The following is a 23,214-nucleotide window of genomic DNA, read 5'->3' as shown; positions in this document are numbered from 1 at the left end:
GCGGCCGCCTGGGCCACTTCCAGCTTCTCCCGCACGTTCCCGGACAGGTATTCGGCCCGGGTCTGGAAAGTCTCTTCGGCGCCGGGGATCTGGTAGATGCTCTCCCCCAGGGCGGCCCGGGCGTCAGCAGCGCTGATGCCCAACAGGGACGCTGCATAGTCCAGGTCAACCTCGCCCACGGTGTCGAGGGTGACGGTGAGCGCTTCTTCTGCGGTGTCCACGCCAAGGACCGGTCGGCGCGGTTGGACCTGACGGGTCGAAAGCAGGGCAGCCGGTGAAGCGGTCTGCGTGGCTTCATCGAAGTTTTCCAACGCCATCACCAAAGGACCGAACGGGTCCCGGGAGACGATAGTGACTGCCTTGGGCGTCATGCGGGCCTGGATGGGCTCCTGCGTCTCTTCATCCACGCGCCCTGTGTTCCGGAGCGTGTAGCGGTTGATCGGCCCGTAGGTTTCCGCGTACCGGTCGTAGGCGCTCTTCAGGTCCTCACGGAGTCCGTCAATGCCGGCGGTGTCCTCGCGGCTTTCGGCCTCTGCGGTGAGCAGCTGCCGGGCGCGGTCGCGCAGCCCCAGCAGAGCCCGGAGTTCAGCGGCCTGGGTCTTGGGCACGGCGAGTTCGGTGTGTGAGCCTTTCTCGACAACGGTGAAGCCGTTGTCGGCGGCGCTGATGTGGCCGTCCCACTCGTGGGCGGCCGCCGGAACATAGGCCGCCCGCTGGCGTTCCTGGTCAGCGGTCCGCCCGGTCATCACCATCCCGGCGGTCCGGGCCTCGCGTACGACGTCGGCCAGCGCTGCGTTCAGGCGGTCCGGGACGGTCGAAAGATCATCGGTGGTCAGCTGCAGGGTTTCGGCCCCGTACATGGCGTGGCTGACGTGCAGCTCGCCAAGGAGGCGTTCGGGGTATTCATCGAAGTAGGAGTTCAGGCGGGTAATGGTCCCGTCGATCTGGCGGGCGGTGACGGTTTCCCAGAGGGTGGAGGCCGGTTCCTGCCGGGTTTCCCGGCGGCGGAAGATCAGCAGGTCCGTCATGGCATCGGTGCCGGCTGCCTTGCGGTGTGAGCCGGTGGGCAGCCGGACGGCGCCCACGAGGTCAGCCAGCTGGTTCATTTCCCGGCGGGCTGAGGGGTCCGTTCCGTCCAGGGTGAAGCTGGACGTCAGCACCGCGACCATGCCGTCCGGGCGGGTCAGTTCCAGGGACTTGAGGATGAAGTGGTTGTGGATTGAGTGGCCGCCGGCGTTGTGGCGGGGATCGTGCAGGGTGACGTTCGCAAACGGCACATTGCCGATAGCCAGGTCGAAGTGCCCGGTCGGCAGCTTGGTATCGGCAAAGGACTCAGCGCGGACGGTGGCCTCGGGGTAAAGGGCCTGGGAGATGGCCGCGGTGGTCGGATCCAGCTCCACACCGGTCATCTCGGCGGCGTCCGGGGCGAAGCCCATGAAGGTTCCCACACCGGATCCCGGTTCCAGGACAGTGCCCCCGGTGAAGCCAAGCTCCTGGACGGTGGACCACATGGCCTGCACGTAGGCGGCGTCCGTGTAGTGGGCGTTGATCGTTGTCCTGCGGGCCGCATCGTATTCGACCTCGCTCAGGAGGCTGCGAAGATGCTCACGGTCTCCCGCGTATTCCTCGCGGGACTCATCGAAGATTTGGAAGACGCCCTGGGCTCCCCAACTCCCCCACCGTGCCAGTGACGCTTTCTCGGCCTCCGTGGCCTGGCGGTTCCCGCTCTGCAGCGTCCGCAGTACTTCAAGGGCTGCTAGGTTCGCCCGGATGCGGCTGCGGGCACCCGATGGTGCCAGGTCGTCTTGGGATGAGGGGCGGAACCTGTCGGGATCGGTGGCTAGAGTTGTTCCCTGAGCTTCTGCACCTCGGCCATAAACTCCAGGTGTTCCTGGATACTCGGGTTCACGTACTCGTCCTCCTCGTCCGCCGTCTCCGGTGGCGAGAGCAGTTCGTAACGGACGATTTCCTCGGCCTGGTTCCGTGCCGCGTTCAACCGGCCGACCTTCTCCAGATAGCCCTCCCCCTGCGGGTCCGGTCCCGCGGTCTTCAGCAGCAGCCCGTCCACCTGTGCCTGGGCTTCCTCCCCCAGCTTGGTGAAGAAGTCCTCCGGGTCCTGGATCTGGCTGTAGCGCGTCGGACTTGCTGCCTTCCAGGCTTCCTGAGCCTGCCTGCCGTACTTGTTCATCACGATCCTCCTCTGGTGCCGCCCACAGAGCCTCAAAGCTCAGCTGACCATCTACTTGCTTCTTACGCCCTGCCATGACCGACCCCCTCTACTGAAAATATTTCAGTATTCACGGTAGTCGAGTTGAAGGTGCATTGCCTTCCACGATGCGCGGATCGGCAGCGCGGCGACCTTGGGTTGATAATTCTGTCTAGACGGAATTATTTTTTTAGACGATCTCGTATCGCTTCATCAAGGAAGTCTGTAATCGTGATTCCGTATTCCTCGATGTAAGCATCCATTTCGTCGCGGAGGCCGATCTCGATCTTGGATGAAAACGGCTCCATCCTTCTCTTGCCTCTCGGCCGGCCCGGGCCCGGCCCCCTCGTACCAACAGGCTCGAGATTTGCCTGGGCCGACCGCGCTTCGACAACGGGCTGCACATCAGGCCTCAACGATGGTGCTTCCGCTCTAGACGTTAGGACATCAACAACATCGGCGGCTGGCGCCTTTCGAATGGATGACTTTCTATCGACGGCCATCTACTTCTCCCCATCCAAGTACCGTGCGTGGGCGACAAACTTCTCTGTCATGATGGCCGCTCCCCTGCTGTTGATTTTTGTCAGCGGCGCCCTACTGCTGATGGAATCCTGCATCGCCGTCCTAAGGGGCAGGTGCGGATCCATCACGTCGCTGCCATACTCCGCTTCCAGTTCGCCGATCTGGAACGCGTGCTCGCCGGTCAGTGGTGAGCTGGTTTTGTTGATGATGATGCCGATGAATTCCAGGGCAGGGTTCAGGTGAGGCAGCGACTGCACCTTCTTGACTGTTTCCAGGAATTCAGTAACTCCCTTGACGGAGAATGCGGCCGGCTCGGTCACAACCAAGACTCGGTCAGCCCAGATCAGTCCATTCAGGGTTAGCCTCCCGAGAGCCGGCGGCAAATCAATGAGGACGTGGTCGTACTCTTCTAGTTCCTCTGCACCCCAAGCGGCAGCCTTGAGCCGCATCTCTGGAGTCATTATGCTTTCGGACTCCAGCCGCGCCAGCGACTCGGAACTCGGGATCAGGTCAATGCCAGCCCACGAGGTCTTGGTGATAGCTTGCCCGAGAGTACCGGCCTCCCCGCCGTAGAGGACGTCAAAAATGTCAAACTCTCCAGCCCCCTCAAGCGCGTCTGTGACGTTGGCCTGGGGATCCAGATCGATGACTAGAACTTTCTTGCCGATCAGCCGGAGCCCGGTGGCAAGTCCGAGGGTCACTGACGTCTTGCCCACCCCGCCCTTTCGGTTGCCTATGGCAGTCACTTTCATATTGCTCCTTCGTTTGAATACAGACTGACAGATTGATAGATGTACGTCAATCTATCAATCTGTCATGACAGAATTATTTATATAGTACAGAAATTTCCAGGCTACGCGCGCTATGCCTCGTGCAGGTCTGCAGTCCACGGTCATCCTCTGGCATCGACCGACGCGCCCTCCTGAAATCTGAAGACTTTGATGCGACGGGGGCTCCTTCAAAGCCTGCAAGGCCTGATTGATAGTTGTACGTCAATCTATCAATCTGTCATGACAGAATTATTTATAAAGTAAAAAATTCCCAGGCTACGCGCGCTATGCCTCGTGCAGGTCTGCAGTCCACGGTCATCCTCTGGCATCGACCGACGCGCCCTCCTGAAATCTGAAGACTTTGATGCAACGGTGGCTCCTTCAAAGCCTGCAAGGCCCGATTGATAGACGTGCATCAATCCGTCAATCTGTCATGACAGAATTATTTAAATGTATGGTTTCCGCCGCCATAGCTTGATCCTCTCAGCGTTCTGGGTCAGGCTCCGCCGCACAAAGAACATCGTTGCCGCCGAGCCAATTTATACCGGCAGTATTTGTTAAAGGTTCCATGATCGTGCAGAGCTTCAGGCCACTCGCCACAGCGTCCCACACCAGTCCAGTTCGTTTTCTGAGGGAGGGATCCAGTAGAGGTCCGATTCGCCGTCTTCTACTTCGTGTTCTGCAAGTTCAGGTACCAAGTTCCTGTCCAGCCATGCGTGCCAGGCTGCGCGCTGCATTCGATGCCGGCGGATCTGCTCTGCTGCATCGTCAAGCGCCCCGAGCCGGCGGGCCAGCGCGGTAAGGCTGGTTGCGGCCGTAATTGCCCATTGTCCGTGCCGACGTTCGATCATGTTGTAGCTAGTCATAGAGCCCAGGGCCGTTTCTACGGCTGTGCGACTGAGTCCTGTGGACCGGACGATTCCTGCCGTGGTGGGGGAGAGGCGTCCGCGTTCGATGGATTCGTAGACCAAGGCAGCGGCGTCGCCCAGGGCCCGGAAAACGGGGCGGATGCCATGGATTTTTCCGCTGCGCCAGGAGAGTTCCCGGGCGAGTTGTTCAAAGTGCCGGGGGAGCTGGATCACGTATGCATCAGCGTTACGGCCGCGGGCATCGGAGACTTTAGTCAGGATGCCATCTGAGGCTTGTTCGAGCGTCCGAAGGAGCCTGGCGATGGTGCCATGGTGTTTGCCCATGGCGGTGGCAAAAGTACGGCAGCCTACGTCCAACAGATCGGTCTCCATGGTTCGCATGTAGCCAAGTACCGCCCGGAGCAGCAGGCGCAGGCTAAGGCCCTCGCGGCCGTGTTCTTTCAGCCGGTGATCTAAGACTGCGTAGAGGATATTTTCGAGATCGTTCACGAGCTGGTGTGTGCCAGCCTTGCTGCTGGTTCTGCTGGCCCCCCCTGTGGGTTTTGGGGGGCTTGTGTCGTTAATACGGGTAGTCCTTTTCCCTGTTGGCGAGGTTCCCCGTTTTTGGATCCACCGGCAGGCCTCGGCCCACTCTTTGTCGATCAGGCGTTCCTGCCGGTCGGTGTTGGCGTAGAGGGCCGCGAGGCCGGGGAACTGGCCGCCCAGCTCGAGGCGGACCTGATCCAGGGTCCAGCCACAGGCGGCGAAGTGGTTCAGCACCGCCATGCGGGCCTCTGACGGGCTGGCGTACTTGGCCGTGTCGTACAGGCCGGTACGGGCCAGCGCCCGCAAGGGGGACTGGCTCCCACCGAAGGGAACGGGGGAAATACCGTGCGCTGTCGCGGTGGCGACCATCTTGGCGGCGCGGTCTTTGAGCTCGCGGGCGCGTCTGACCTCCGGCGCCAGAGCCAGCCGGAGCGCAGCGACAGCGCTGGCGGGATTACGGCGGCGCAGGATGTCATAGGCAGTAGCCAGGGGAGTGGCCAGGATCTGGTGACCGCCGGACTTATGCGCCGAACCCGGAACCCGGATACAGCCGTCGGTGACGTTCTGATGCGGACTGGGATCGAGACTCGGAGCGAGGAGCGTCATGGCTTCGACGAGTTCCCGGGCCTCCGGGCCGCTCACTCTTTCTGCGAGCGGGATGTAGAGGTGGCGCCCGCCGCTGGGAGAAACGTCAGCGACGTAGCGGACACCGCAACTTTCCAAGAGGTTCCCGAGCCGTTGGGCGTCGTCATCGACGACGCCCTGCAGCGCTTTGGAGGTATCCAGGTCAAGGCAGAGCGAAGCCACAGAGCCATCCGCACCATGGATAAGGACGGCCGCCGGCCGCGTCGGCACCGAAGCAGTGATCCGTGGCGGGTTCTGCGGCCGCGGGTACTGGAACCGTCCGCCAATCCAACGTCCCAGGCGGTAAACCGGGACGCCGGCGATCAATGGGGCGAGAGCCCACGCCATATCGGGCGTGACTTGACCCGCCGAGCGCGGTGCGTCCGTTGTTGACGACACGGCAGGTACAGGTACCATAGACAACAGCTAGTCCCTTCGGGGTACAGCAAATGGAGCGCCCCTCACGGGGAGCTTGGTAAGTTCAGATCGTCGTCCGGCAAGATTTCGGATCTGAACGGCATACTTTTGAAGGCCCGCGAAAGCGGGCCTTCAGTCTTTAACTGGCCTTAGCGATAGGCAAAGCCTCCTGGCCAGTGAGGTGGTCTAGATCGATGGTTTTAAGGTGTGCATGCACGAGCCTAGCGATGAGGTCACTGCGGCTTTCATTAGTGGCGTTTACGACGGCCGCAAGTTTCTCGGCGTCCGAGATGGGCAAACGCGCCGTGATTACGTGACGCTCACCCTTGCTTAGCTGTGGCACTTTCCCTCCCAGGACCGAAGTTACTTTCTATACACAACATGAATCAGATTCTATTAAGTGGGAAGGTGGTCGGCGTGTCGCCCGAGGCCGCCGAAGGGAGGTTGTCATGAGCCTCCCCTTACTGTTGCTTTGATGTAGGGCTTCGAGCCATGGGGGTTCCTTTTACTCCTTTGACAGCGCCTGTTTTCGGAAGCTTGGTAGGGTGGCTCCTTGCCAAGGCGCGTCTGGCGCTGATTTCATAGTACACATTACTGAAATTTTTTCAGTGGATTACCGGAGCCGTAGGACATGGAACAGGCCACATTGACCGCTGACGTCATCGAGACCTTGAACCTTCCGGCGTACCCGGATCTGGGCGACCTCGTGACCGCGGTTGAAGAAAAATACGGCAAGCCTCTGGTCTTCGAGGAGGGCACAGTGGACAGCCTCGGGGAAGGCGTCACCGGCCACTGGATCGATACCCCGAGCCATGGCATCGTCAGTTACCTGCGGGGTGCCAAGGCTTGGAGTGTTCACGTCGTGCTACATGAACTGAGCCACATCCTTTTGGGCCATAAGGGGAAGCCTCTCGATGGACTTATCTCGGGGTCTTTCTTCTCCGGTATTGGCAAACGGAACGGTGTCAGTTGGATGTGCCGTGCAGTGGACGTTCCCCTGGACGAGGCGGAAGCTGCCGCCGAAAATTTGGCCTTCGGCCTGGCACGGATTCTGCATGCTACGCCCGTGAAGGAAGCCACGAAGGCCGAACGAGTGTTTGGCCTATGATCGCTGCCGCGTTCTGGATTCTGGCAGCGGTATTTGTCTTTCGCCTCTATTTTGTAGCTCGCTGGGGCGCTTCAACGGCATTTGCCGGTGCGATCGGCATCGGGATCCTCGGCCTCTTTCTTACGGGCGTCGTCGTACCTGAAGCAACCATTGATGCGGCCTTGGGCGGCGTAAACTTTCTTCACCTCGTTCGCAATTTGTGTGTCACAAGCGCCGTCTGGCTGGTGCGACAGGGAATCTTCGCCGCCTATTCTGCGGATGAGAGCTACCGTTCACGCTTCAGCCACCGACCCTTGGCAGCTGGCCTTGGAGCCATCGCGATCACCGTTCCGTTCCTGTGCCAGGAGTTCGTTCCGACGACTTTGAGCTTCGTGCCGGAAAACGTCGAGCAGCTGCCGGTCTTCGTCTATGCCAGCGTCTACATGGGCATTTTGACGCTGTTGACCGTTTCTGTTCTTCGAATTTGCCTCCGGCCTCAGGAAAGCCTGCCCGTCCGCGTGAGTTCGCGGGTTGTTGCATCCGGCATGGCTCTGGTCGCAGTAGCTTCGGTCGAAGAGATCGCCTACATGACCGCCATGCATATCAATGTGGGCGGTTCGTCTCTCCACCAGGTTCTGTACGTCCTGTTCAATCCGCTGTTCTACGGCGGGGTTCTGCTGACTTCTCTTGGGCTGGGCATTCCGCCGGTGGTTAAGGTGTGGCGCCGCCTGCAGCTTTGGGACCGAGCAGCCTTAGTCTTTCTTACGGCCACGCTGGGCAGAGCATATTGGGGACTCTCCCGAACGGCTTGGCTGGAGGCCATCGTGAGCAGCTTCTATGCAACGCACCCCTCCGTGCGCCTGTACGAGTACGTCATACGCTCCAGCGATCACAAGGTCGCTCTCTCGGAGCGATCCACACCCATGCTTGCCGGCCGTGTCCTAGACGCAGTCCAAGCCCGATTTGATGGCGGCGTCGGTTCTCTGGAATCTGTGCTGCCGGTAAAGGCACCTCAGTGACAGCAGAAACCGCGACGCTAGCCACCGCAGAGAGATCCTCCACAGCCATCGGGCGTGTGGCCCGGTCCGCAACCGAGATTGCGCAGCCGCCTCTGGTTTTGTCCCTTCTGCTGATTTTGGCTTCTCTGCTGAGTGACCAGTGGATGGTCTCTATCTGGTCGGGCATTATCGCTGCCCTTTTCATCTGCCTGGTGCCGTTTGCCGTCGTACTGTTGCTTGCCAAGAGGGGCCAGTTGACGGACCACCATGTTGGAGACAAGAAACAACGCCGCCCGGTCATGCTCTGGACCTTGGGCTCGTCGCTGCTTGGCTGCGCAATCCTCTCGCTCATGGGCGCGCCCCAGCCAGTCTGGGGGCTAATTGGCGGGATTCTCTGCGGGATTGTGGCGCTCATTCTGGTCAGTCCGATCTGGAAGATATCGGGCCATGCAATGACGTTGGGCGGCGCGACCGTGTCAGCTGTGCTGATGTTCGGCTGGCTGGGGCTTCCGTTCGTTGTGGCGGCCCCGCTTGTCTGCTGGTCCAGGGTTTATCTCCGGGACCATTCAGCTCCTCAGGTCATTGCCGGGTTTATAACGGGCGTAGTCGCATTCGGAGCCTCATATACTCTCATTGTCGGCTGATTTTTCACGTGGCATCCCACGAAGCCGCCAAGGTCTACAAGTGGCCTCAACGATGACGGAATTAAAAAGGAGGGCTGTGACTTCGCTACCACTGGCAGAGCGCTGCCTTCGGGATGTGGCCGCCCTCGCTGGCCGGGAGCAGGATCACGCGTGAATTCGAACGACAACCCCATAGATCCTCGCAGCGATAAAGAGGTTCTCGCATCGAAAATCCAGCTTCTTCTGGACATCGTTCATGCCAAGGACGCCGACAGTTTCACGTACGAAGACGTTCGACAGGGACTGGCCGAACAAGGGCTCACGCTCACAAGAACGCGCTGGCACCGGCTACTGGCTGGCTCTCCTGATAACCGCTGGGATCCGGAGCTATTGAAGGCACTGGCTTACTTTTTTGACGTTGACGAGAACTACCTGCTTCAGCGCAGCGGGCCCATCCCGGAGCGCGTGGAGGCCGAACTCAGACTGATAGAGGCCTACCGCATTGCCGAGGTAGAGCACTTCGCCGCGCGGGTTCTGGGAGAAGTGAACATCGATGCCCTTCGTGCGGTGACAGAAGCTCTCCGAAACCTTCCGCCCAGGCCCGAGAAAAAAAGTCCGCCCAACTGAAAAATTTTCACTACTGAATTTTTTTCAGTAGACTCTGGAGCATGACATGCTCCAGGCGCCCACTACGGCCTGACCATGCACATTGAGTGGCATCAAAGGCATAGCCCCTACGACAGGCTTGGGGGCAGTAGGGGCTACACCCCCGCAGCATGCGCACCTCAGCTGTGCATTCAAGCCGCCCCCCAATGCCCAACTCCCGGCGCTCCCGCCTTTGATTCAAGAAATCTCGGCGTGGGCTTCATGCTCGAGCGCTGGGACATTCGAAGCCTATTCTCCCGACAGATAGCTCATGTAGACGAGGCCGCATTCCCGCAACCTGCCCAGGTCTATGGAGTAATGAATGCGCTGCCCGTTGCGGACACCGACTTCGCCCGCAGCGGAGACCAACCCTTCGGCCTCAAGTGTCTTGATATGCGTGTAGACCTGCCGGTAGTCCACGCCAATGCGCTTGGCGATGTTTCCCGTCGTGTCGCCGTCAAGATGCTGGGCCAGGTCCCTGATAACAGCCGCCCGCAGGGTGTTGGCGTTGAACACACTCAAAGCCTTTGCAGCCTCTTGCGGCTGTCCGGGGAGTGGCTTGTAGATGCGGGGCATTCGTCAATTCTCACTCACCGCCGCGCCCTCATGAAGTACCAACATATTTTTGGTGATGTTAGCATCACTATAAAAATGATGCTATTGATTGCAAGTGTCCGCCAGGACAACCAAGAGGGGGAATTATCGTGAAGCCAAAAGGACTTCTGATCGGCACTGCGGCTATTGTGCCGATGCTCTTCCTGGGTTTGATCCTGTCGATGGTTCTGCTCTTCGGGCCGACACCTGCTGCGGCCGACTGCGGCCCGGCCGTTTCCGTCGCGATCAGCGCCGACACCAAGGTTGAGGGCTACACCCAGGAGCAGCTGCAGAATGCCGCAGCGATCATGGGCGCCGGAAAGGCGCTGGACTTGTCGGTAAACGGGCAGGTCATCAGCGTGATGGTGGCCCTGGGGGAGTCGGGGTTGCGGGTCCTGGATACCGGCGACGGCGCGGGTCCGGATTCCCGGGGGTTGTTCCAGCAGCGCGACAACGGCGCGTGGGGTTCCCACGCAGACCGCATGAACCCCACCACGAGCGCAACGAACTTCATCAAAGCCCTGAAAGGCGTGGCCGGCTGGGAGCTGTTGGAACCGACCATTGCCGGCAACAGGGTCCAGCGCAACGCCGATCCCTACCACTATCAGAAGTACTGGCCCGAGGCCGTCAAACTCGTCCAGGCGCTCTCGAACTCGAAGTTCTCCCTGCAGGGCAGCGACTGCGCGGTCCCCGGACGGTCCGGCGCGGGGGACGACTACCCGTGGAAGAACTCCCCGACCTGGTTGCAGGCCGGCGCAAACGCGTCCAGTACCTCGCCTCTCGGCATGTACTACCGCGAGTGCGTGGACTTCGCCCTCTGGCGGGTCAACCAGCAGATGGGTTCAACGAAAGCTCCGTTCAAGTTCCTCAACGGCTCCTTCCGCCCCGACGGGCAGGGGCTCGGCTCGGCCCTGACCTGGAAGGCCGGCTGGGACGCAAAGGGCTGGGACTCCGGCAGCACGCCCCGGGTCGGCGCCGTTGTCTGGTACGCGCCCGGAGCCGGGGGAGCGGACCCGAACTTCGGCCACGTCGCCGTGGTGAAGGCCGTCAACGCTGACGGGACCTACCTGGAAGAGGGCTACAACGGCAACCCGGCCCCGGCGGACCACAGCTACTACACCCGGACCGTGGCCAACACCGTCCCCTCCGCTTTCCTGTACCTGCCCACCCAAGAGGAGAAAAAGTGAAAAAGCCCGTGACCTTGATCGGTGTGGCGCTGCTCTGCGTTTCGTGCGCACCGGCAGGCAACACCCCGGCAGCGCCGTCGGTATCAGCGGCCGCCAGCCCCACCTCATCCGCGCAGGTCTCCCTGAGCGCCAACAGCGGACCCCAGGCACCGGGCGGCACTATCCCCGCCACCATCGGCATCAGCTGGGATCAGGCCAGCAAGGACGAAGCCATGGACGTCGCAGAGAACGCCATGACGGATTTCGCCCGTCCCACGGTGGAGGACAAGCAGTGGGCCAACGACCTGGCCCGCTGGCTGACCCCACAGGCCACCGCCGACTACTCGGCAGTGGACCCGGCCAACATCCCCGCATCCCGCGTCACCGGGACCGCCACCCTCAGCGTCGATGAAACCAACGGCTTCGGCGTCACCGCCGCGGTCCCCACCAACGCCGGGACCTACACGGTGCAGCTGCTCCGCACCGGCAAGGACGCCCCGTGGAAGGTCAACCGACTCACCCCGCCCGCCTCCTAAAGGCCGGCACGTCCCCCACACACGTAAGGAAGAAGCTCATGGGCACCACACCAACGCAAGTTATGGCCTTTCCCAACATCAGGGCCATCGTCCGGGACAACGGCACCGCCGAGGTCATCGTCGCGGGCAACTCCCGCATCGTCCCTGCCGGAGACTCCATGCAGGAACTCCGCAACAACGCCCTGGCCCTCATCGTGGGTGAAGCCCAGACCCTTCAGCGCCCCGTCCGGGTCCGCATCGAGGACCCCGAAGGACACGGTGAACTCATCGTGCGCCCGGACAACAAGATCGAATCCGTCTCCTACGAGCCCGCTCCGGCCCGCCGCAGGGCAGAAGCCCCCGAAACCACGCCCGCGACCGCAGCGCCGGCCATCATTGAGACCGCACCCGCACCCGAGCCCATGGCGGTTCCTGCCCCTGCCGCATCGGTGGACGCCCAGCCGTGGCCGCCCGCCCCCGCAACGGCCACCCCGGAACCACAGACAGCTGCCGTTGTTGAGGAAGCCGCGCCAACCCGGCGCAGCCTGAAGGAAACCTCGTTCCTGGTCAGCGCCCCGGTCCTCGAACCTGCCACCCAAGGCTGGCGCGGAACACTCACACGCCTGGGGCTCCGGATGGATCCCTCCGAGGAAGAACTCACCGAACGCGAGGACATCCGCACGGTCAGCCAGCACTGGCCCGGCCCCCGGACCATCGCCGTGGTCAACCGCAAGGGCGGGGCCAACAAGACCCCCACCGTGGTCATGCTCTCGGCCATCCTCGCCCGCTACAGCGGCGCGGCCACGGTCGCGTGGGACAACAACGAATCCCAGGGCACCCTCGGATGGCGGACGGAAAAGGGCGCCCACGACCGCAGCGTCCTGGACCTGATCGACGCCTCCACCGAACTGCTCTCCCCATCCACGAACGCCGCCGAAATCGCCAAGTTCGTCCACCACCAGACCGCCGACAAGTTCGACGTCCTCCGCTCGGATGAAAACGAAGAAGGCGACCACGAAGTCACCGCCGAGGAAGTCGACATCGCCCACCAGGTCCTCACCCGCTACTACCGCCTCGTGGTCATGGACTCCGGCAACACCGCCAGGGCCGCGAACTGGCGCCGGATGATCGACCACACCAACCAGCTCGTCGTCCCCGTCACCGCCATCGAGGACCGCGCAGAAGCCGCCAGACTGACGCTGCAGACCCTGGAATCCCGGGGCGGGCACGACGCGGAACTCGCCCGCAACGCCGTAGTCATCGTCTCGGAATCCACCGACGCCAAGCGCAGCATGAGCGGCGAGGCGCTGAAGCGGGCCAAGGACGAGGCCCAACGGATCGCTGACGGCTTCGCCCCGTTCGTCCGCGCGGTCGTCCGGATTCCCTACGATCCGGCACTGGTCAACGGCCCCATCCGCTACGAAGCCCTCCAGCCCGCCACCCAGCGGGCATGGCTGGCGGCCGCGGCCGCCGTCGCCGCCGGCTTCTAAACCACCCACCACGGACTCTGAAAGGAGGCAACCATGCAACAGTCCCTGAACCCCTGGATCACCCACCCGGCCCCGGCCGACGGCGCGGACACTGCAGCCCCGGAAGCTCACGAGCCGCCGGAGGCCGTGATCAGTGAACCTCTGAGGGGAATGGTCGAACCGGACGCCGCAGACCGTCTGGCCCGCCGCACCGTCGCCGGCTCCGCAGCACTGTGGGTCACCGGGGCCCACGGTGGATCCGGTGAAAGCCGCATCGCTGACCTGATCGGAGGGGGACGCGCCACCCACTGCTGGCCTGTCCTCCAGGACGGCAGCAAGCCCCGGGTGCTGCTGGTCTGCCGCGCAGACATCCGCGGCCTGACAGCGGCACAGAGCGCCCTGATGCAGTGGGCATCGGGCGCGGCGCCCGCGGTTGATCTGCTCGGCCTCGCCGTACTTGCGGACGCACCGGGGAAAACTCCCAAACCCTTACGGGACTTCGCCGCCATCGTCGGCGGGGGAGCCCCCCGGTACTGGACCCTGCCCTGGGTAGAAGCCTGGCGGCACGGAGACTCCACCACCCTGCCGGCGGCCCGCGAGTACCAACGCTTCATCACTGACTTAGCCGCCCTGGCTACCGACACCACAACCGGCACCACCCACTGAAAGGTCTCACCATGAACTCCCTCTCCGTACTTGCAACAAGCGTCATCCCCAACCCCACCCCCGTTGTCCCGGCACAGGCGGGTGGCCTCCTCACGATCCTGAACTGGGCCTCCGGCATCGGCCTGGTCCTCGGTGTCCTGGGCGTGATCATCGTCGGCATCGGCATGGTTATCCAGCTCCAGCGCGGCGAGGGCGCTCAGGCCATCGGCAAGCTCGGCTGGGTCCTGATGGGCTGCATCATCATCACCGGTGCCTCCGGCATCGTCCGCGCCTTCGTCTAAACCAGCACCAACAACGGGAGGTTCACCATGAGCCAGTCAACAGAGAGCACCACCGAAAGCAATCCGTTCACCAAACCCGGTTTCATCATTGCTGCCGCGCTGGTGGTCGCGCTGATTGCAGCAGCCGTCGTCATCTTCCTGCTCCCCAAGGGACAGGACAACGCCCAGCCGGGCCCCGCTGCATCGCCGGACAGCGCCTCCGCAACACCGACAAAGTCAGCAGACGCGGCGGGAAAAAGCATCTGCGGGCTGCCGTCAAGCACCGAGACAGCCCTGGGAACAGCGCCGAAGTCCAAGTGGGAACTCGTTGGAAAAATGGCCGTACCCACCGACCCCAAGACTTCCGGCCCGGGACAGACCGACTCAGACGGATTCCGGTCTTGCTTTGCGCATTCACCGGCCGGGGCGCTCTATTCCGCCATGAACGTTGGCGCACTGGGCTCGGCGGGTTCGCCGCAACTTGAGGTGAAGCTGGCGGACAAGCTCCTCGTTCCGGGCAACGGACGCGACGCTGCTATGAAGGAGGCCGCGAGCTCGAGTGCCTCCAGTGGATCCGACACAACCATTCAGGTCAAGGGTTTCTCCATCAAGTCCTACACGGCCTCGGAGGCCAATGTGGACCTAGCTTTTGAGACAAACAAAGGAGTCCTGGTCCATACGATCCTGTCGATGCGTTGGATGGACGGTGACTGGAAAGTGAAGCCGGCTGACGACGGGGTAACTTTCAGCGGCGTCTCCCAGCTCAGCGACCTCAGCGGTTTCATTCTCTGGTCAGGCGTCTGAGATGGCTGAGTGCAAATGGGGGGAGCTGACGTGCGTCGCGGGGAACATCGCAGCCGGAGCAGTTGACGACGCCATAACAAACCTGGCGAATTCGATCATGGAGGGCATGAGCCAGATGGTGACGACTCTGTCGACTTTCTGGGTGTCCATGCCCACGGTGAACCTGGCCAGCTCTGACGGTGCGACGCCGAGTCCCGTCGTCTCGGTGGTGAACAGCGAATTGATGGTCTGGACTCTGACGCTGGCGGTCCTCGCGGTCATTCTCGGTGGCATCCGGATGATCTGGGAACAACGCGGAGCACCGCTCAAGGATCTGCTCCGGTCCCTCATCACGCTGGCCCTGGTCTCGGGGCTTGGCCTCGGAGTCATCTCGATCCTGGTCATCGCCGCAGATGCTTTCTCGGCCGAGATCATCAAGCGTTCCACGGACGGTAAGGGCTTTGCCGAGTCGATGAGCCTCCTGGTCGTGTCCGGCCAGACAGGGGTTGGCGTGTTCATCCTCATCGTTCTGGGCTTGATCGGTCTGATTGCCTCCCTCGTCCAGATCGTTCTGATGGTGGTCCGCAGCGGCATGCTGGTGATCCTCGCGGGCATCCTGCCCACCACCGCAGCTTTCACCAACACCGAGATGGGACGGCAATGGTTCCAGAAAGCAGTTGGCTGGACTATCGCGTTCATCCTCTACAAACCTGCCGCAGCCATTGTCTACTCGGTCGCATTCCTCCTCATGGGTAACAACAGCGGGAAGGATTCATTGATCACTTCCATCACGGGCTTCACGTTGATGATCGTCGCGCTGTTCGCTTTGCCGGCGCTGATGCGTTTCGTCACCCCGATGGTGGGGGCGGTCGCGTCCGGCGGGGGAGCAGGAGCAGGGGCTGCCGTGGGGGCCATGGCCACAGGCGCCGTCTCCATGGGCCGCAGCGGGAGCGGTAAAGGCAACTCCGCCCCGACACCGGCCAGCACACAAACCAACCAGTCAGCTGTATCTCCGAAGGGCAGCACCGGAACAACCGGACCCCGGGGCAATGGCGGCCAGCCCACACCCGGAGCGACCGGTCCGGGCGGGGCCACCAGCGCCGCCACAGCCGGCGCAGCAGGCACTACTGGTGCAGGGGCAGGAGCTGCCGCCGGCAGTGCAGGCGCCGCGTCGGGTGCAGCGTCAGCCGCCGGCCCGGCCGGCATGGCCATCGCCGCAGGAGCACAAGCAGCGTCCAGGGTTTCCCGGGCCGCACAACAGACCGCGCAGGATTCAACCGGCCAATCAGAAACAGCGGAGGGCCCCAGTGGCAGCAATTAATACCGAATACAAGGAACCGTCCTACGGCAACTGGCGCGTCCCGCGCTCGGCCGGGCTGGGCAACCTCGGAGCTATCGGCACCGGCATTGTCATGGCCGGGTTGTTGCTGGGCATCATCAGTTTCGCCATCTGGGGCCTGCTCCCGGGCCTTGCTGTCCTGGCCGTCGCCGGGGCGGCCGCCCTGCTGCTGACGGTCAAGGACAAGCACGGCCAGTCCGTTGTTGACCGGTTCGGAACCCGGATGAGCTTCCGTCTCGCCAAGTCCTCCGGAACGAACCTCTACCGTTCCGGCCCCCTCGGGGTCACGGCCTGGGGCATGTACCAGCTCCCGGGCCTCGCGGCGAAGTCCACCCTGTATGAATTCACCGACTCCTACAAGCGCCCGTTCGCCCTCCTGCATGTGCCTTCCACCAGCCATTACACCGTGATCTTCTCCACCGAACCCGACGGTGCGTCCTTGGTGGACCCGGAGCAGGTTGATGCGTGGGTGGCGAACTGGGGCGGCTGGCTCGCCGGCCTCGGGGATGAAGCGGGTCTGGACGCCGCCGCGGTGACGGTGGAGACCGCACCGGATTCGGGCTACCGGCTCCGCAATGAGGTCATGATGAACATCGACCCGAACGCCCCGGAGTTTGCCAAAGACGTGCTCAACGAGGTCGTGAACACGTATCCGGAAGGGTCGGCCACGGTCCGGGCCTGGGTGTCCCTGTCCTTCTACGCCTCCCTGCGGGCAGGATCGAAGAAGCGCACACCTGAAGATGTGGCCCGGGACCTCGCGTCCCGGATCCCCGGGCTGTCGGCCCGGCTGCAGTCCACCGGTGCCGGGATCGCCCGTCCGATGTCCGCGCAGGAACTCTGCGAGGTCGTCCGGATCGCCTACGATCCGCCCGCCGCGCTGATCATTGACGAAGCGCACTCCGCCGGCTCCCCGGTTTCCTTGACCTGGGGCGAAGTCGGCCCCTCCGCGACGCAGGCGTCTTGGGATGACTACCGGCACGACAGTGCGTTCTCCGTCTCATGGACCATGACAGGTGCCCCGCGCGGTTCGGTGAACTCCTCGGTCCTGTCCCGGCTGCTGGCCCCGCACGGGGACATCGACCGCAAGCGCGTTTCCCTGCTCTACCGGCCGATGGATTCGGCCCGGGCCGCGGCCGTGGTCGAGCGGGACCAGAACAACGCCAACGTCCGCATCACCTCCGGGGGCCGCCCGTCCGCCCGTGCCCTGGTCGATGCCCGCTCCGCCGTGCAGACCGCCCAGGAAGAAGCCCAGGGTGCCGGGCTGGTGAACTTCGGCATGGTCGTCACGGCCACCGTGACCGACAAGGAACGCCTCGCCGATGCCGTGGCCGCCGTGGAACAGACCTCGGGCACCGCCCGGGTGCTGCTGCGCCGGGCCTACGGCGCCCAGGACACCGCGTTCGCCGCGTCCCTGCCGCTGGGTCTGGTCCTTCCCAAGCACAGCCTCCTGCCCTCCGAAATCAAGGATGCGCTCTAGTGGCTCTCAAGGACTTTTTGACGTCAAAGACAGTAAAGGGTGCGCCCAAGAAGAAGGGTGAGACGGCACAGCGTCAGCCCGGGCCCTCTGCCCGGGGCTGGACCGGGCGCGGCGGCGGCATGGCCGCCCTCGTGCCGTCCGTGAAGGAATACCGGGGAACCACGGTCCAGGTCTGCGGGCTGTGGCCGTTTTCCTCCGGGGCGTCCTCGCCCATGATCGGCGTCCCGCTCGGACGCCATGAGGAGACCCAGGCCACGGTCTGCTGTGACCCGATCAGCTGGTTCCAGCGGGCGCGGCTGATTTCCAATCCGTCCGCGTTCATCCTGGGCAAGCCGGGGCTGGGCAAGTCCACCGTGGTGCGCCGGATGTTCATCGGGCTCTCCGCCCAGGGTGTTCACCCTCTGATCCTCGGGGATTTGAAAGGCGAGCACGTCAAAGCGGTCCAGGCTCTCGGCGGCCAGGTCATCAGGCTCGGCCGGGGAGTGGGCTACCTGAACATCCTCGATCCCGGCCAGGCCGTCGAAGCCGCGCAGCTGCTCGAAGACAGCGGCCACCATGAGGACGCGACCCGGGTCCGCGCTGACGCGCACGGCCGGCGCCTGACCATGGTTGTCTCCCTGATCACGATCAGCCGGAACAACCCGCCCACCGATCAGGAACAGACGATCCTGGACCGGGCCCTGCGGGTCCTCGATGACCGGTTCGACGGCGTCCCGGTCCTCAAGGACCTTCTGGACGTGATCATCTCCGCACCGGACGAGCTGCGGCAGGTCGCTTTGGACCGCGGCGACATGGACGTCTACCTGCAGGAAACCCGGGCACTGGAAGCAACCCTGCTGGGCCTGACCGGCGGCGGGAAGCTCGGAGAAATCTTCTCCCGACACACCACCAACCCCATGATGCGCGACCGCGCCGTGGTCTTCGATGTCTCCAGCATTGACGAGACCGAAACCGACCTCCAAGCTGCCATTCTGCTCGCGTGCTGGTCCTACGGCTTCGGCACCGTCAACGTCGCCAACGCCCTCGCGGACGCCGGCCTGGAACCGCGCCGGAACTACTTCGTGGTCCTGGATGAGCTGTGGCGGGCGCTGCGCGCCGGTAAAGGCATGGTGGACCGGGTGGACGCCCTGACCCGGTTGAACCGCTCCGTCGGTGTCGGTCAGATCATGATTTCCCACACCATGTCCGACCTGCTGGCGCTGCCGGCGGAAGAGGACCGGATGAAAGCCCGCGGATTCGTGGAACGCTCCGGCATGGTGATCTGCGGTGGCCTCCCGGCCTCCGAGATGCCGTTGCTGACCTCGGCCATTCCGCTGTCCCGGCAGGAGCAGCAGAAGCTCATCTCCTGGCAGGACCCGCCCGCCTGGGACTCACGCGGGCTCGACGTCGAACCTCCCGGACGTGGGAAGTTCCTGATCAAGGTCGGTGGCCGGCCCGGGATCCCGGTCCTGGTGGGACTGACATCTTTGGAGCAAGGCCCGGATGGAGTCAACGACACGGAGGGGAAGTGGCGTGAAAACGTTGAGAAGTTCGCGTGAATTTTGACGCTTTTGGCGGGAACTTGAGCATGCCCGGGGGTTGCAGCGGGTGTGGGTGCTCAGGTTCGGGGAACCTGTTCGCCTTCAAGGGTGAGGTCGGGGTGCTCGACGGTGTTGAGGTAGCGGGTGGCGCCTTCGACGCTGAGCCCGAACAGGTCGCAGATGCGGCGGATGTCGCCGCCGGTGGCGTGGATCTCGTGGAGGATTCGGTCCTCGCGCAGCGCCTGGGGCCGCAGCGTCAATCCGGTCCAGGGGTACTGCCGGCTGACGGGCAGGAGCCGGGGCGCCGTACGCCGGTTGATGAGCAGGTGCGGGTTGGCACTGCCTGGCCAGGTTCGGTTGCGCTGGTCGAGCCAGGCTGCCAGGCGGGTGCGCACGGGCGCGGCCAGCGGAATGTCGCGGGTGCCGAGTACCAGGTGTCCGTCGCTGATGTCGGTGAGGCGCAGCTCGCTGAGCTGTTTCTTGGTCAGTGCGTGGAAGGCGACCAAGGCAACCGCGAGGGCGACGACCGGCTTCGGGGAGTTCAGCTCCTCGCGGATCGCTGCGGCGTCCAGGGCGAGAGGGATAGTGCTGGCCTTCGGGGACGCCTTCATCCCGCGGGTCGGATTGGCGAAGATGAGCCGGCGGCCTTTGAGGGTCGTGAAGAGCGACTTGAGTCCGTTCCCGGCGATGTGGCGGCGGGCCGTCGTTTCGTCCAGCGCGGCTGTGATGTCGGTGCGGGTGACCTCGGCGAAGGATTGGAGGCCTGCTCCGGCCCAGGCGTGGATGATGGGTTCGATGCCCATGATGTGCGCCCTGATGGTCTGTGGGTCGCGCGGGATCTGCCGTGGCGCCTGGTGGGCGCCGTTGGTCAGGACCTGCAGCCACACCTCGAGCTGGTCCTTCATGACCGGTGGCAGGGTGCTGGTCTTGGCAGCGAAGTAGCGTTCGAGCCGGGTCGGCCGGTCCTCGATGAGCAGGCCGGCCGCGGCCAGCACGTCGATCGTGGAGAGGACGTTGCCGGAGTATTGGCGCAGCTGGAGGACGTCGGTGGCGCGGATCTTCGCGGTCGGGCTGAGCCGGAAACCCTGCAGCAGCCGCAGCGAGCGGGTTACGTCGTTGCGTTGCCGCTTGCTCCAGCCGGCCCTCTCGGCGTGTTCACGGACGATGGCGGCGCAGTAGCGGGTCAGGTCCCTTTCTTCGAGGCGGAGACGCGCTGCGACGACGGCGGGATCGGGCGCCATATCGAACAACGTCATCTGCCCGCCGTGGTCGGCAGCAGATCCGGGGCCGGGCGGGTTGTTCTTGTCCCGCCGTTTCCATGGGGCGCGCTGGTCCGGGCTCAAGTGTGGTGCTCCGCGGCGGTGGAAGCTCATGTTGGCGAAGAAGAGCTGGTGGCCATCCCTATTCGCGCCGGCCAGGTCCAGGCCGTGTCCGGGCTCCTGGACCATTCGGGCCTGCTCCAGACACAGCCGGCAGGCCCGCCGCTCTCCGACACGGGCGGCGCGCCCGCAGAAGTCGCAGACTCCTTCCGGGTAGTGGGAACGCCACCATCGACACGGCCAGCACGTCCACTTGTAGCGGCGGTAGACACCCCACGCCAGACAGTCCTTGCACGAGCCTGGGTATTGTGGGCTGCCGGGATGGCAGCCGGCACACATGCCCTGGCTGAAGTAGCCCATGTCGGTTCCGCACTTGGAGCACGGCGGTGCAATGAACGGCCCGCCGGGAAGGCAGACATAGCAATAGTCCACCCGAGGGAAGGTCCAGGCGACACGGTTGATTTGGCAGCGGGGGCACATCGATGGCGGCCGCAGCGGCGCCGTCGGGCCCGGGGCAGGACTCACAACAGCCCTGCCTATAGGGGCGGTTCGGACCGCGGCTTGCCGAATCTCGGCGTGACGACCGGCGATGCCCCGCCATTGCCGGCGCCGTGGCCCTGGTCATCGCCGTTGACGGTCTCGGTGGCGCGTGGACGACGTGCCGCGACCTTGTCCGGCTCGGGGCTCATCAGGTCCGTCGGCGTGCACTTCAACACTGAGCAGAGCACGTCGAGCTCTTCGAGTCTCATCGTCGCCGGTGTCCCGGCCCACCACGAGGACATCTTCCCGGCGCTGATCTCCAGCCCGGCATCGGCGAGCATCCGGCGCATCTGCGCTGACTTCCAGACCCCGCGTTCGGCGGCTCTGATCCGCAGATTCCACAGCACGGCATCATCCTTCCTTCTGTGTGGTTGCGAAGCGGGATTCGACCCGCTCATTGGCGTTCTTCCAGGCCAGCTCGACGTGCTCGCTGCGCACGTGGATGTAACCCGAGGTAGTCGAGAGCCACTGATGCCCCAGCAGCTCTTGAAGCGCTTTGATGTCCATTCCGGCCCCGTAGAGCGAGGAGGCGCAGTAATGCCGCAGAACGTGGGGCGTCATCCGTCCCGACCAGGCCGGCAACCACTGCTCGACCTGCAAGCCCAGGCTGCGCCGCAGCGCGTTGCCACCGACCCGGCCGCATCGTCCCAGCTCGCGGTCGAACCGCTCCGAGGGGAGCAGGGGTGCGTCGGGGTCGCCCCAGTCCTCGCCGTACTGGTGTCGGACCTCGCCCAGCCACCAGTCGATCAGCTCGGCCGCGCCGTTGATCGCGGGTACCAGACGCGGCTTCGGGCCACGGCCCTGTGCTCCCTTGCCGAACCGGACGTGGAGCTTGCCGAACCCGCCCAGGTCCGGGCGCCAGTCCCGGATGTCGAGCATCACCGTCTCGTTGATCCGCAACCCCAGCCGACGCCACAGCGAGGCAGCGAAGTAGTCCCGCGCGGCGGGCAGATACTTGCGGGCCTGCGGGATCGAGTGCCGCCAACAACTAAAGAACGCGTCGATCTCGGCATCGGACGGCGGCACTCTGACGTTGCCCAGCGACGCCCCGGACTGGCGGTTGAACTCATCGATGGGCTGCTCGACCAGTACCCCGGCCACCCGATGGATCCGGCCCTGGTAACGGCTGATCATGAACTCGTAAAACAGCGCCAGCGTCCCGGCCTTGCCGGCTCTGGTGCTCACACTGCGACCCAGCCTGCGCTGTTCGGCCAGGAAGCGGTCGGCGTCCTGGCAGGTCGCCGCCCACAGCGGGCCCGTCACCGACCGGGCGAATTCAATAATCGTCGCCCGGGTATTGCGGATATGCGGATCGCTCAAACCAGCCGCTGCCATCGCCAGCGCGTACTGGTCAACGATCTCCTGCTCGAAATCCTCGGCCGCCTGCACACTCCAGAACGCCGGATCCATGGCGCCGCCACCGGGCAACGCCACCAGCACCATCAGCTACCAACTTCAGAAGGAGCGAGCATGCGTCGACATTACGCCCAAACCGTCACTCTCGTCGATGGTTCGTCGGTTCGGGCCCCAAGGGGCTCCGAACCGAAATCACCTGCTCAAACGCGAATCCCGGCCGCAGAACAGGCCAACGAACCTGAGCGAATAGAGATAGAAGGGGGAAACTGATGAGACCTACCGAGCTGTCCAGCACATCCGCGTGGAACCCTTTCACCAGCAACAACCCTGCTGACCGCGAACTTGAAGCAATTTGTGCAGATCGACGGGCAGCCTTTTCTGAGCTCTGGCATCGATGGGGCCTTGTGACGGTCTATGCTCCCGCTGAACGCATGCACAAGATATTGGGGAAATCTGAAGACGGCACGAGCCATTTTGGCGTAAAGTCAGCGCTGCCCTCATTCAACCCGGACGATGTCCTGGTTGTCACCCACCAGGGGTCGGATCCGCGCCCGTCACGGTCTCTTTGGGTACGCAATGAATACAGTGGCTATTTGCGTGCTTTTATGTCATTTCTTCGGGAACATCACGGATACCGGGGAGGCTCTTCTCTCGCAGCAATCGGCTACGACGTGGATCATCTAAGGAACAAAGCAAGGACACCGGACGGTACTTATATCAGGGTCGAGCCTGTAGCCTCAGCCGCCAACCGCCGATGGGGATCGACATTCGAACGAGCCGCCTCACACCCTGGTTTCACCAGGAAAAAACCCATGGGTACGGTCGATTGGTTCATCGCCGCAAAATTCCAAGGCGTATTCCCTCCCCGTTCACCCCGTGACAAAGCCGGCTTAAAGAGGTTGGGACTGCTGAAGGTTTAGTTGA

General features: G+C 63.5%; 22 protein-coding genes and 1 pseudogene. 14 read left to right on the top strand and 9 right to left on the bottom strand.

Translation table 11 applies throughout. The features are described from left to right. The 5 genes and pseudogenes from GXK59_RS20375 to GXK59_RS20355 form a co-directional block, all read right to left on the bottom strand. A pseudogene (locus GXK59_RS20375) lies at positions 1–1,511 on the bottom strand (helicase); the annotation flags it as partial. A 329-nt stretch (positions 1,512–1,840) separates the two neighbouring features. Next, entirely contained in the window at positions 1,841–2,188 is a 348-nt protein-coding gene (locus GXK59_RS20370; protein WP_160669353.1) for a TnpV protein, read from the bottom strand. A gap of 200 nt (positions 2,189–2,388) precedes the next feature. Then, positions 2,389–2,709: a hypothetical protein gene (locus tag GXK59_RS20365; RefSeq protein WP_160669323.1), complete on the bottom strand. Its 321-nt coding sequence runs from the start codon at positions 2,707–2,709 to the stop codon at positions 2,389–2,391. Next, on the bottom strand, positions 2,710–3,480 hold the full coding sequence (locus tag GXK59_RS20360) for a ParA family protein (RefSeq protein ID WP_160669322.1): 771 nt from the start codon (positions 3,478–3,480) through the stop codon (positions 2,710–2,712). A gap of 602 nt (positions 3,481–4,082) precedes the next feature. Further along, on the bottom strand, positions 4,083–5,699 hold the full coding sequence (locus tag GXK59_RS20355) for a hypothetical protein (protein ID WP_237394037.1): 1,617 nt from the start codon (positions 5,697–5,699) through the stop codon (positions 4,083–4,085). Between the two features lie 865 nt (positions 5,700–6,564). Here GXK59_RS20355 and GXK59_RS20350 point away from each other — a divergent pair. The 4 genes from GXK59_RS20350 (at position 6,565) to GXK59_RS20335 (ending at position 9,268) form a co-directional block, all read left to right on the top strand. Then, positions 6,565–7,041 (top strand): hypothetical protein, encoded by a 477-nt coding sequence (locus GXK59_RS20350; RefSeq protein WP_011689804.1) that lies wholly within the window; start codon positions 6,565–6,567, stop codon positions 7,039–7,041. Beyond that, a complete protein-coding gene (locus tag GXK59_RS20345) occupies positions 7,038–8,039 on the top strand; it encodes a hypothetical protein (protein ID WP_160669320.1) in 1,002 nt (333 codons plus the stop codon). Before GXK59_RS20350 ends, GXK59_RS20345 begins: the two co-directional genes overlap by 4 nt. Continuing rightward, the gene (locus tag GXK59_RS20340) at positions 8,036–8,662 is read left to right on the top strand and encodes a phosphatase PAP2 family protein (protein WP_160669319.1); all 627 of its coding nucleotides are present in this window, start codon (positions 8,036–8,038) and stop codon (positions 8,660–8,662) included. The genes GXK59_RS20345 and GXK59_RS20340 overlap by 4 nt, the downstream gene beginning before the upstream one ends. A 150-nt stretch (positions 8,663–8,812) precedes the next feature. After that, a complete protein-coding gene (locus GXK59_RS20335; RefSeq protein WP_160669318.1) occupies positions 8,813–9,268 on the top strand; it encodes a hypothetical protein in 456 nt (151 codons plus the stop codon). A 267-nt stretch (positions 9,269–9,535) separates the two neighbouring features. Here the strand turns inward: GXK59_RS20335 and GXK59_RS20330 are convergent, their stop codons facing one another. Then, the gene (locus GXK59_RS20330; protein ID WP_160669317.1) at positions 9,536–9,862 is read right to left on the bottom strand and encodes a helix-turn-helix domain-containing protein; all 327 of its coding nucleotides are present in this window, start codon (positions 9,860–9,862) and stop codon (positions 9,536–9,538) included. A 173-nt stretch (positions 9,863–10,035) separates the two neighbouring features. On the opposite strand from GXK59_RS20330, the gene GXK59_RS20325 reads away from it, so the two are divergent. The 9 genes from GXK59_RS20325 (at position 10,036) to GXK59_RS20285 (ending at position 19,093) form a co-directional block, all read left to right on the top strand. Continuing rightward, a complete protein-coding gene (locus GXK59_RS20325; protein ID WP_160669351.1) occupies positions 10,036–11,067 on the top strand; it encodes a CHAP domain-containing protein in 1,032 nt (343 codons plus the stop codon). Then, positions 11,064–11,582, top strand: a complete 519-nt coding sequence (locus tag GXK59_RS20320; protein ID WP_160669316.1) for a hypothetical protein — start codon at positions 11,064–11,066, stop codon at positions 11,580–11,582. The genes GXK59_RS20325 and GXK59_RS20320 overlap by 4 nt, the downstream gene beginning before the upstream one ends. 38 nt (positions 11,583–11,620) lie before the next feature. After that, positions 11,621–13,051 carry a chromosome partitioning protein ParA gene (locus GXK59_RS20315; RefSeq protein ID WP_160669315.1) on the top strand — a complete coding sequence of 477 codons (1,431 nt, stop codon included), beginning with the start codon at positions 11,621–11,623 and terminating at the stop codon, positions 13,049–13,051. 33 nt (positions 13,052–13,084) lie between these two features. Further along, a complete protein-coding gene (locus GXK59_RS20310; protein WP_160669314.1) occupies positions 13,085–13,696 on the top strand; it encodes a DUF6668 family protein in 612 nt (203 codons plus the stop codon). Positions 13,697–13,707: 11 nt separating this feature from the next. Beyond that, positions 13,708–13,977 carry a hypothetical protein gene (locus GXK59_RS20305; RefSeq protein ID WP_160669313.1) on the top strand — a complete coding sequence of 90 codons (270 nt, stop codon included), beginning with the start codon at positions 13,708–13,710 and terminating at the stop codon, positions 13,975–13,977. Between the two features lie 27 nt (positions 13,978–14,004). Then, entirely contained in the window at positions 14,005–14,760 is a 756-nt protein-coding gene (locus tag GXK59_RS20300; protein WP_160669312.1) for a hypothetical protein, read from the top strand. A gap of 1 nt (position 14,761) precedes the next feature. Further along, complete coding sequence (locus GXK59_RS20295; protein WP_160669311.1) at positions 14,762–16,060, top strand: type IV secretion system protein; 1,299 nt, start codon at positions 14,762–14,764, stop codon at positions 16,058–16,060. Beyond that, a complete protein-coding gene (locus GXK59_RS20290) occupies positions 16,047–17,555 on the top strand; it encodes an SCO6880 family protein (protein ID WP_160669310.1) in 1,509 nt (502 codons plus the stop codon). Before GXK59_RS20295 ends, GXK59_RS20290 begins: the two co-directional genes overlap by 14 nt. 119 nt (positions 17,556–17,674) lie before the next feature. Beyond that, the gene (locus tag GXK59_RS20285) at positions 17,675–19,093 is read left to right on the top strand and encodes an ATP/GTP-binding protein (protein ID WP_160669350.1); all 1,419 of its coding nucleotides are present in this window, start codon (positions 17,675–17,677) and stop codon (positions 19,091–19,093) included. A gap of 59 nt (positions 19,094–19,152) precedes the next feature. Here GXK59_RS20285 and GXK59_RS20280 read toward each other — a convergent pair whose 3' ends face one another. The 3 genes from GXK59_RS20280 to GXK59_RS20270 all read right to left on the bottom strand — a co-directional run bounded on the left by GXK59_RS20280 (position 19,153) and on the right by GXK59_RS20270 (position 22,377). After that, the gene (locus GXK59_RS20280; protein ID WP_232223691.1) at positions 19,153–20,523 is read right to left on the bottom strand and encodes a hypothetical protein; all 1,371 of its coding nucleotides are present in this window, start codon (positions 20,521–20,523) and stop codon (positions 19,153–19,155) included. A gap of 407 nt (positions 20,524–20,930) precedes the next feature. Then, the gene (locus GXK59_RS20275) at positions 20,931–21,281 is read right to left on the bottom strand and encodes a helix-turn-helix domain-containing protein (protein WP_011689820.1); all 351 of its coding nucleotides are present in this window, start codon (positions 21,279–21,281) and stop codon (positions 20,931–20,933) included. 4 nt (positions 21,282–21,285) lie between these two features. Continuing rightward, positions 21,286–22,377 (bottom strand): tyrosine-type recombinase/integrase, encoded by a 1,092-nt coding sequence (locus GXK59_RS20270; protein WP_160669309.1) that lies wholly within the window; start codon positions 22,375–22,377, stop codon positions 21,286–21,288. Between the two features lie 182 nt (positions 22,378–22,559). On the opposite strand from GXK59_RS20270, the gene GXK59_RS20265 reads away from it, so the two are divergent. Then, positions 22,560–23,210, top strand: coding sequence for a hypothetical protein (locus GXK59_RS20265; protein WP_160669308.1), 651 nt, complete (start codon positions 22,560–22,562; stop codon positions 23,208–23,210). Positions 23,211–23,214: the final 4 nt, after the last annotated feature.

Source organism: Pseudarthrobacter sp. ATCC 49987, from assembly GCF_009928425.1.
GTDB lineage: Bacteria > Actinomycetota > Actinomycetes > Actinomycetales > Micrococcaceae > Arthrobacter.
This window is presented reverse-complemented; position numbering and strand designations above follow the sequence as displayed.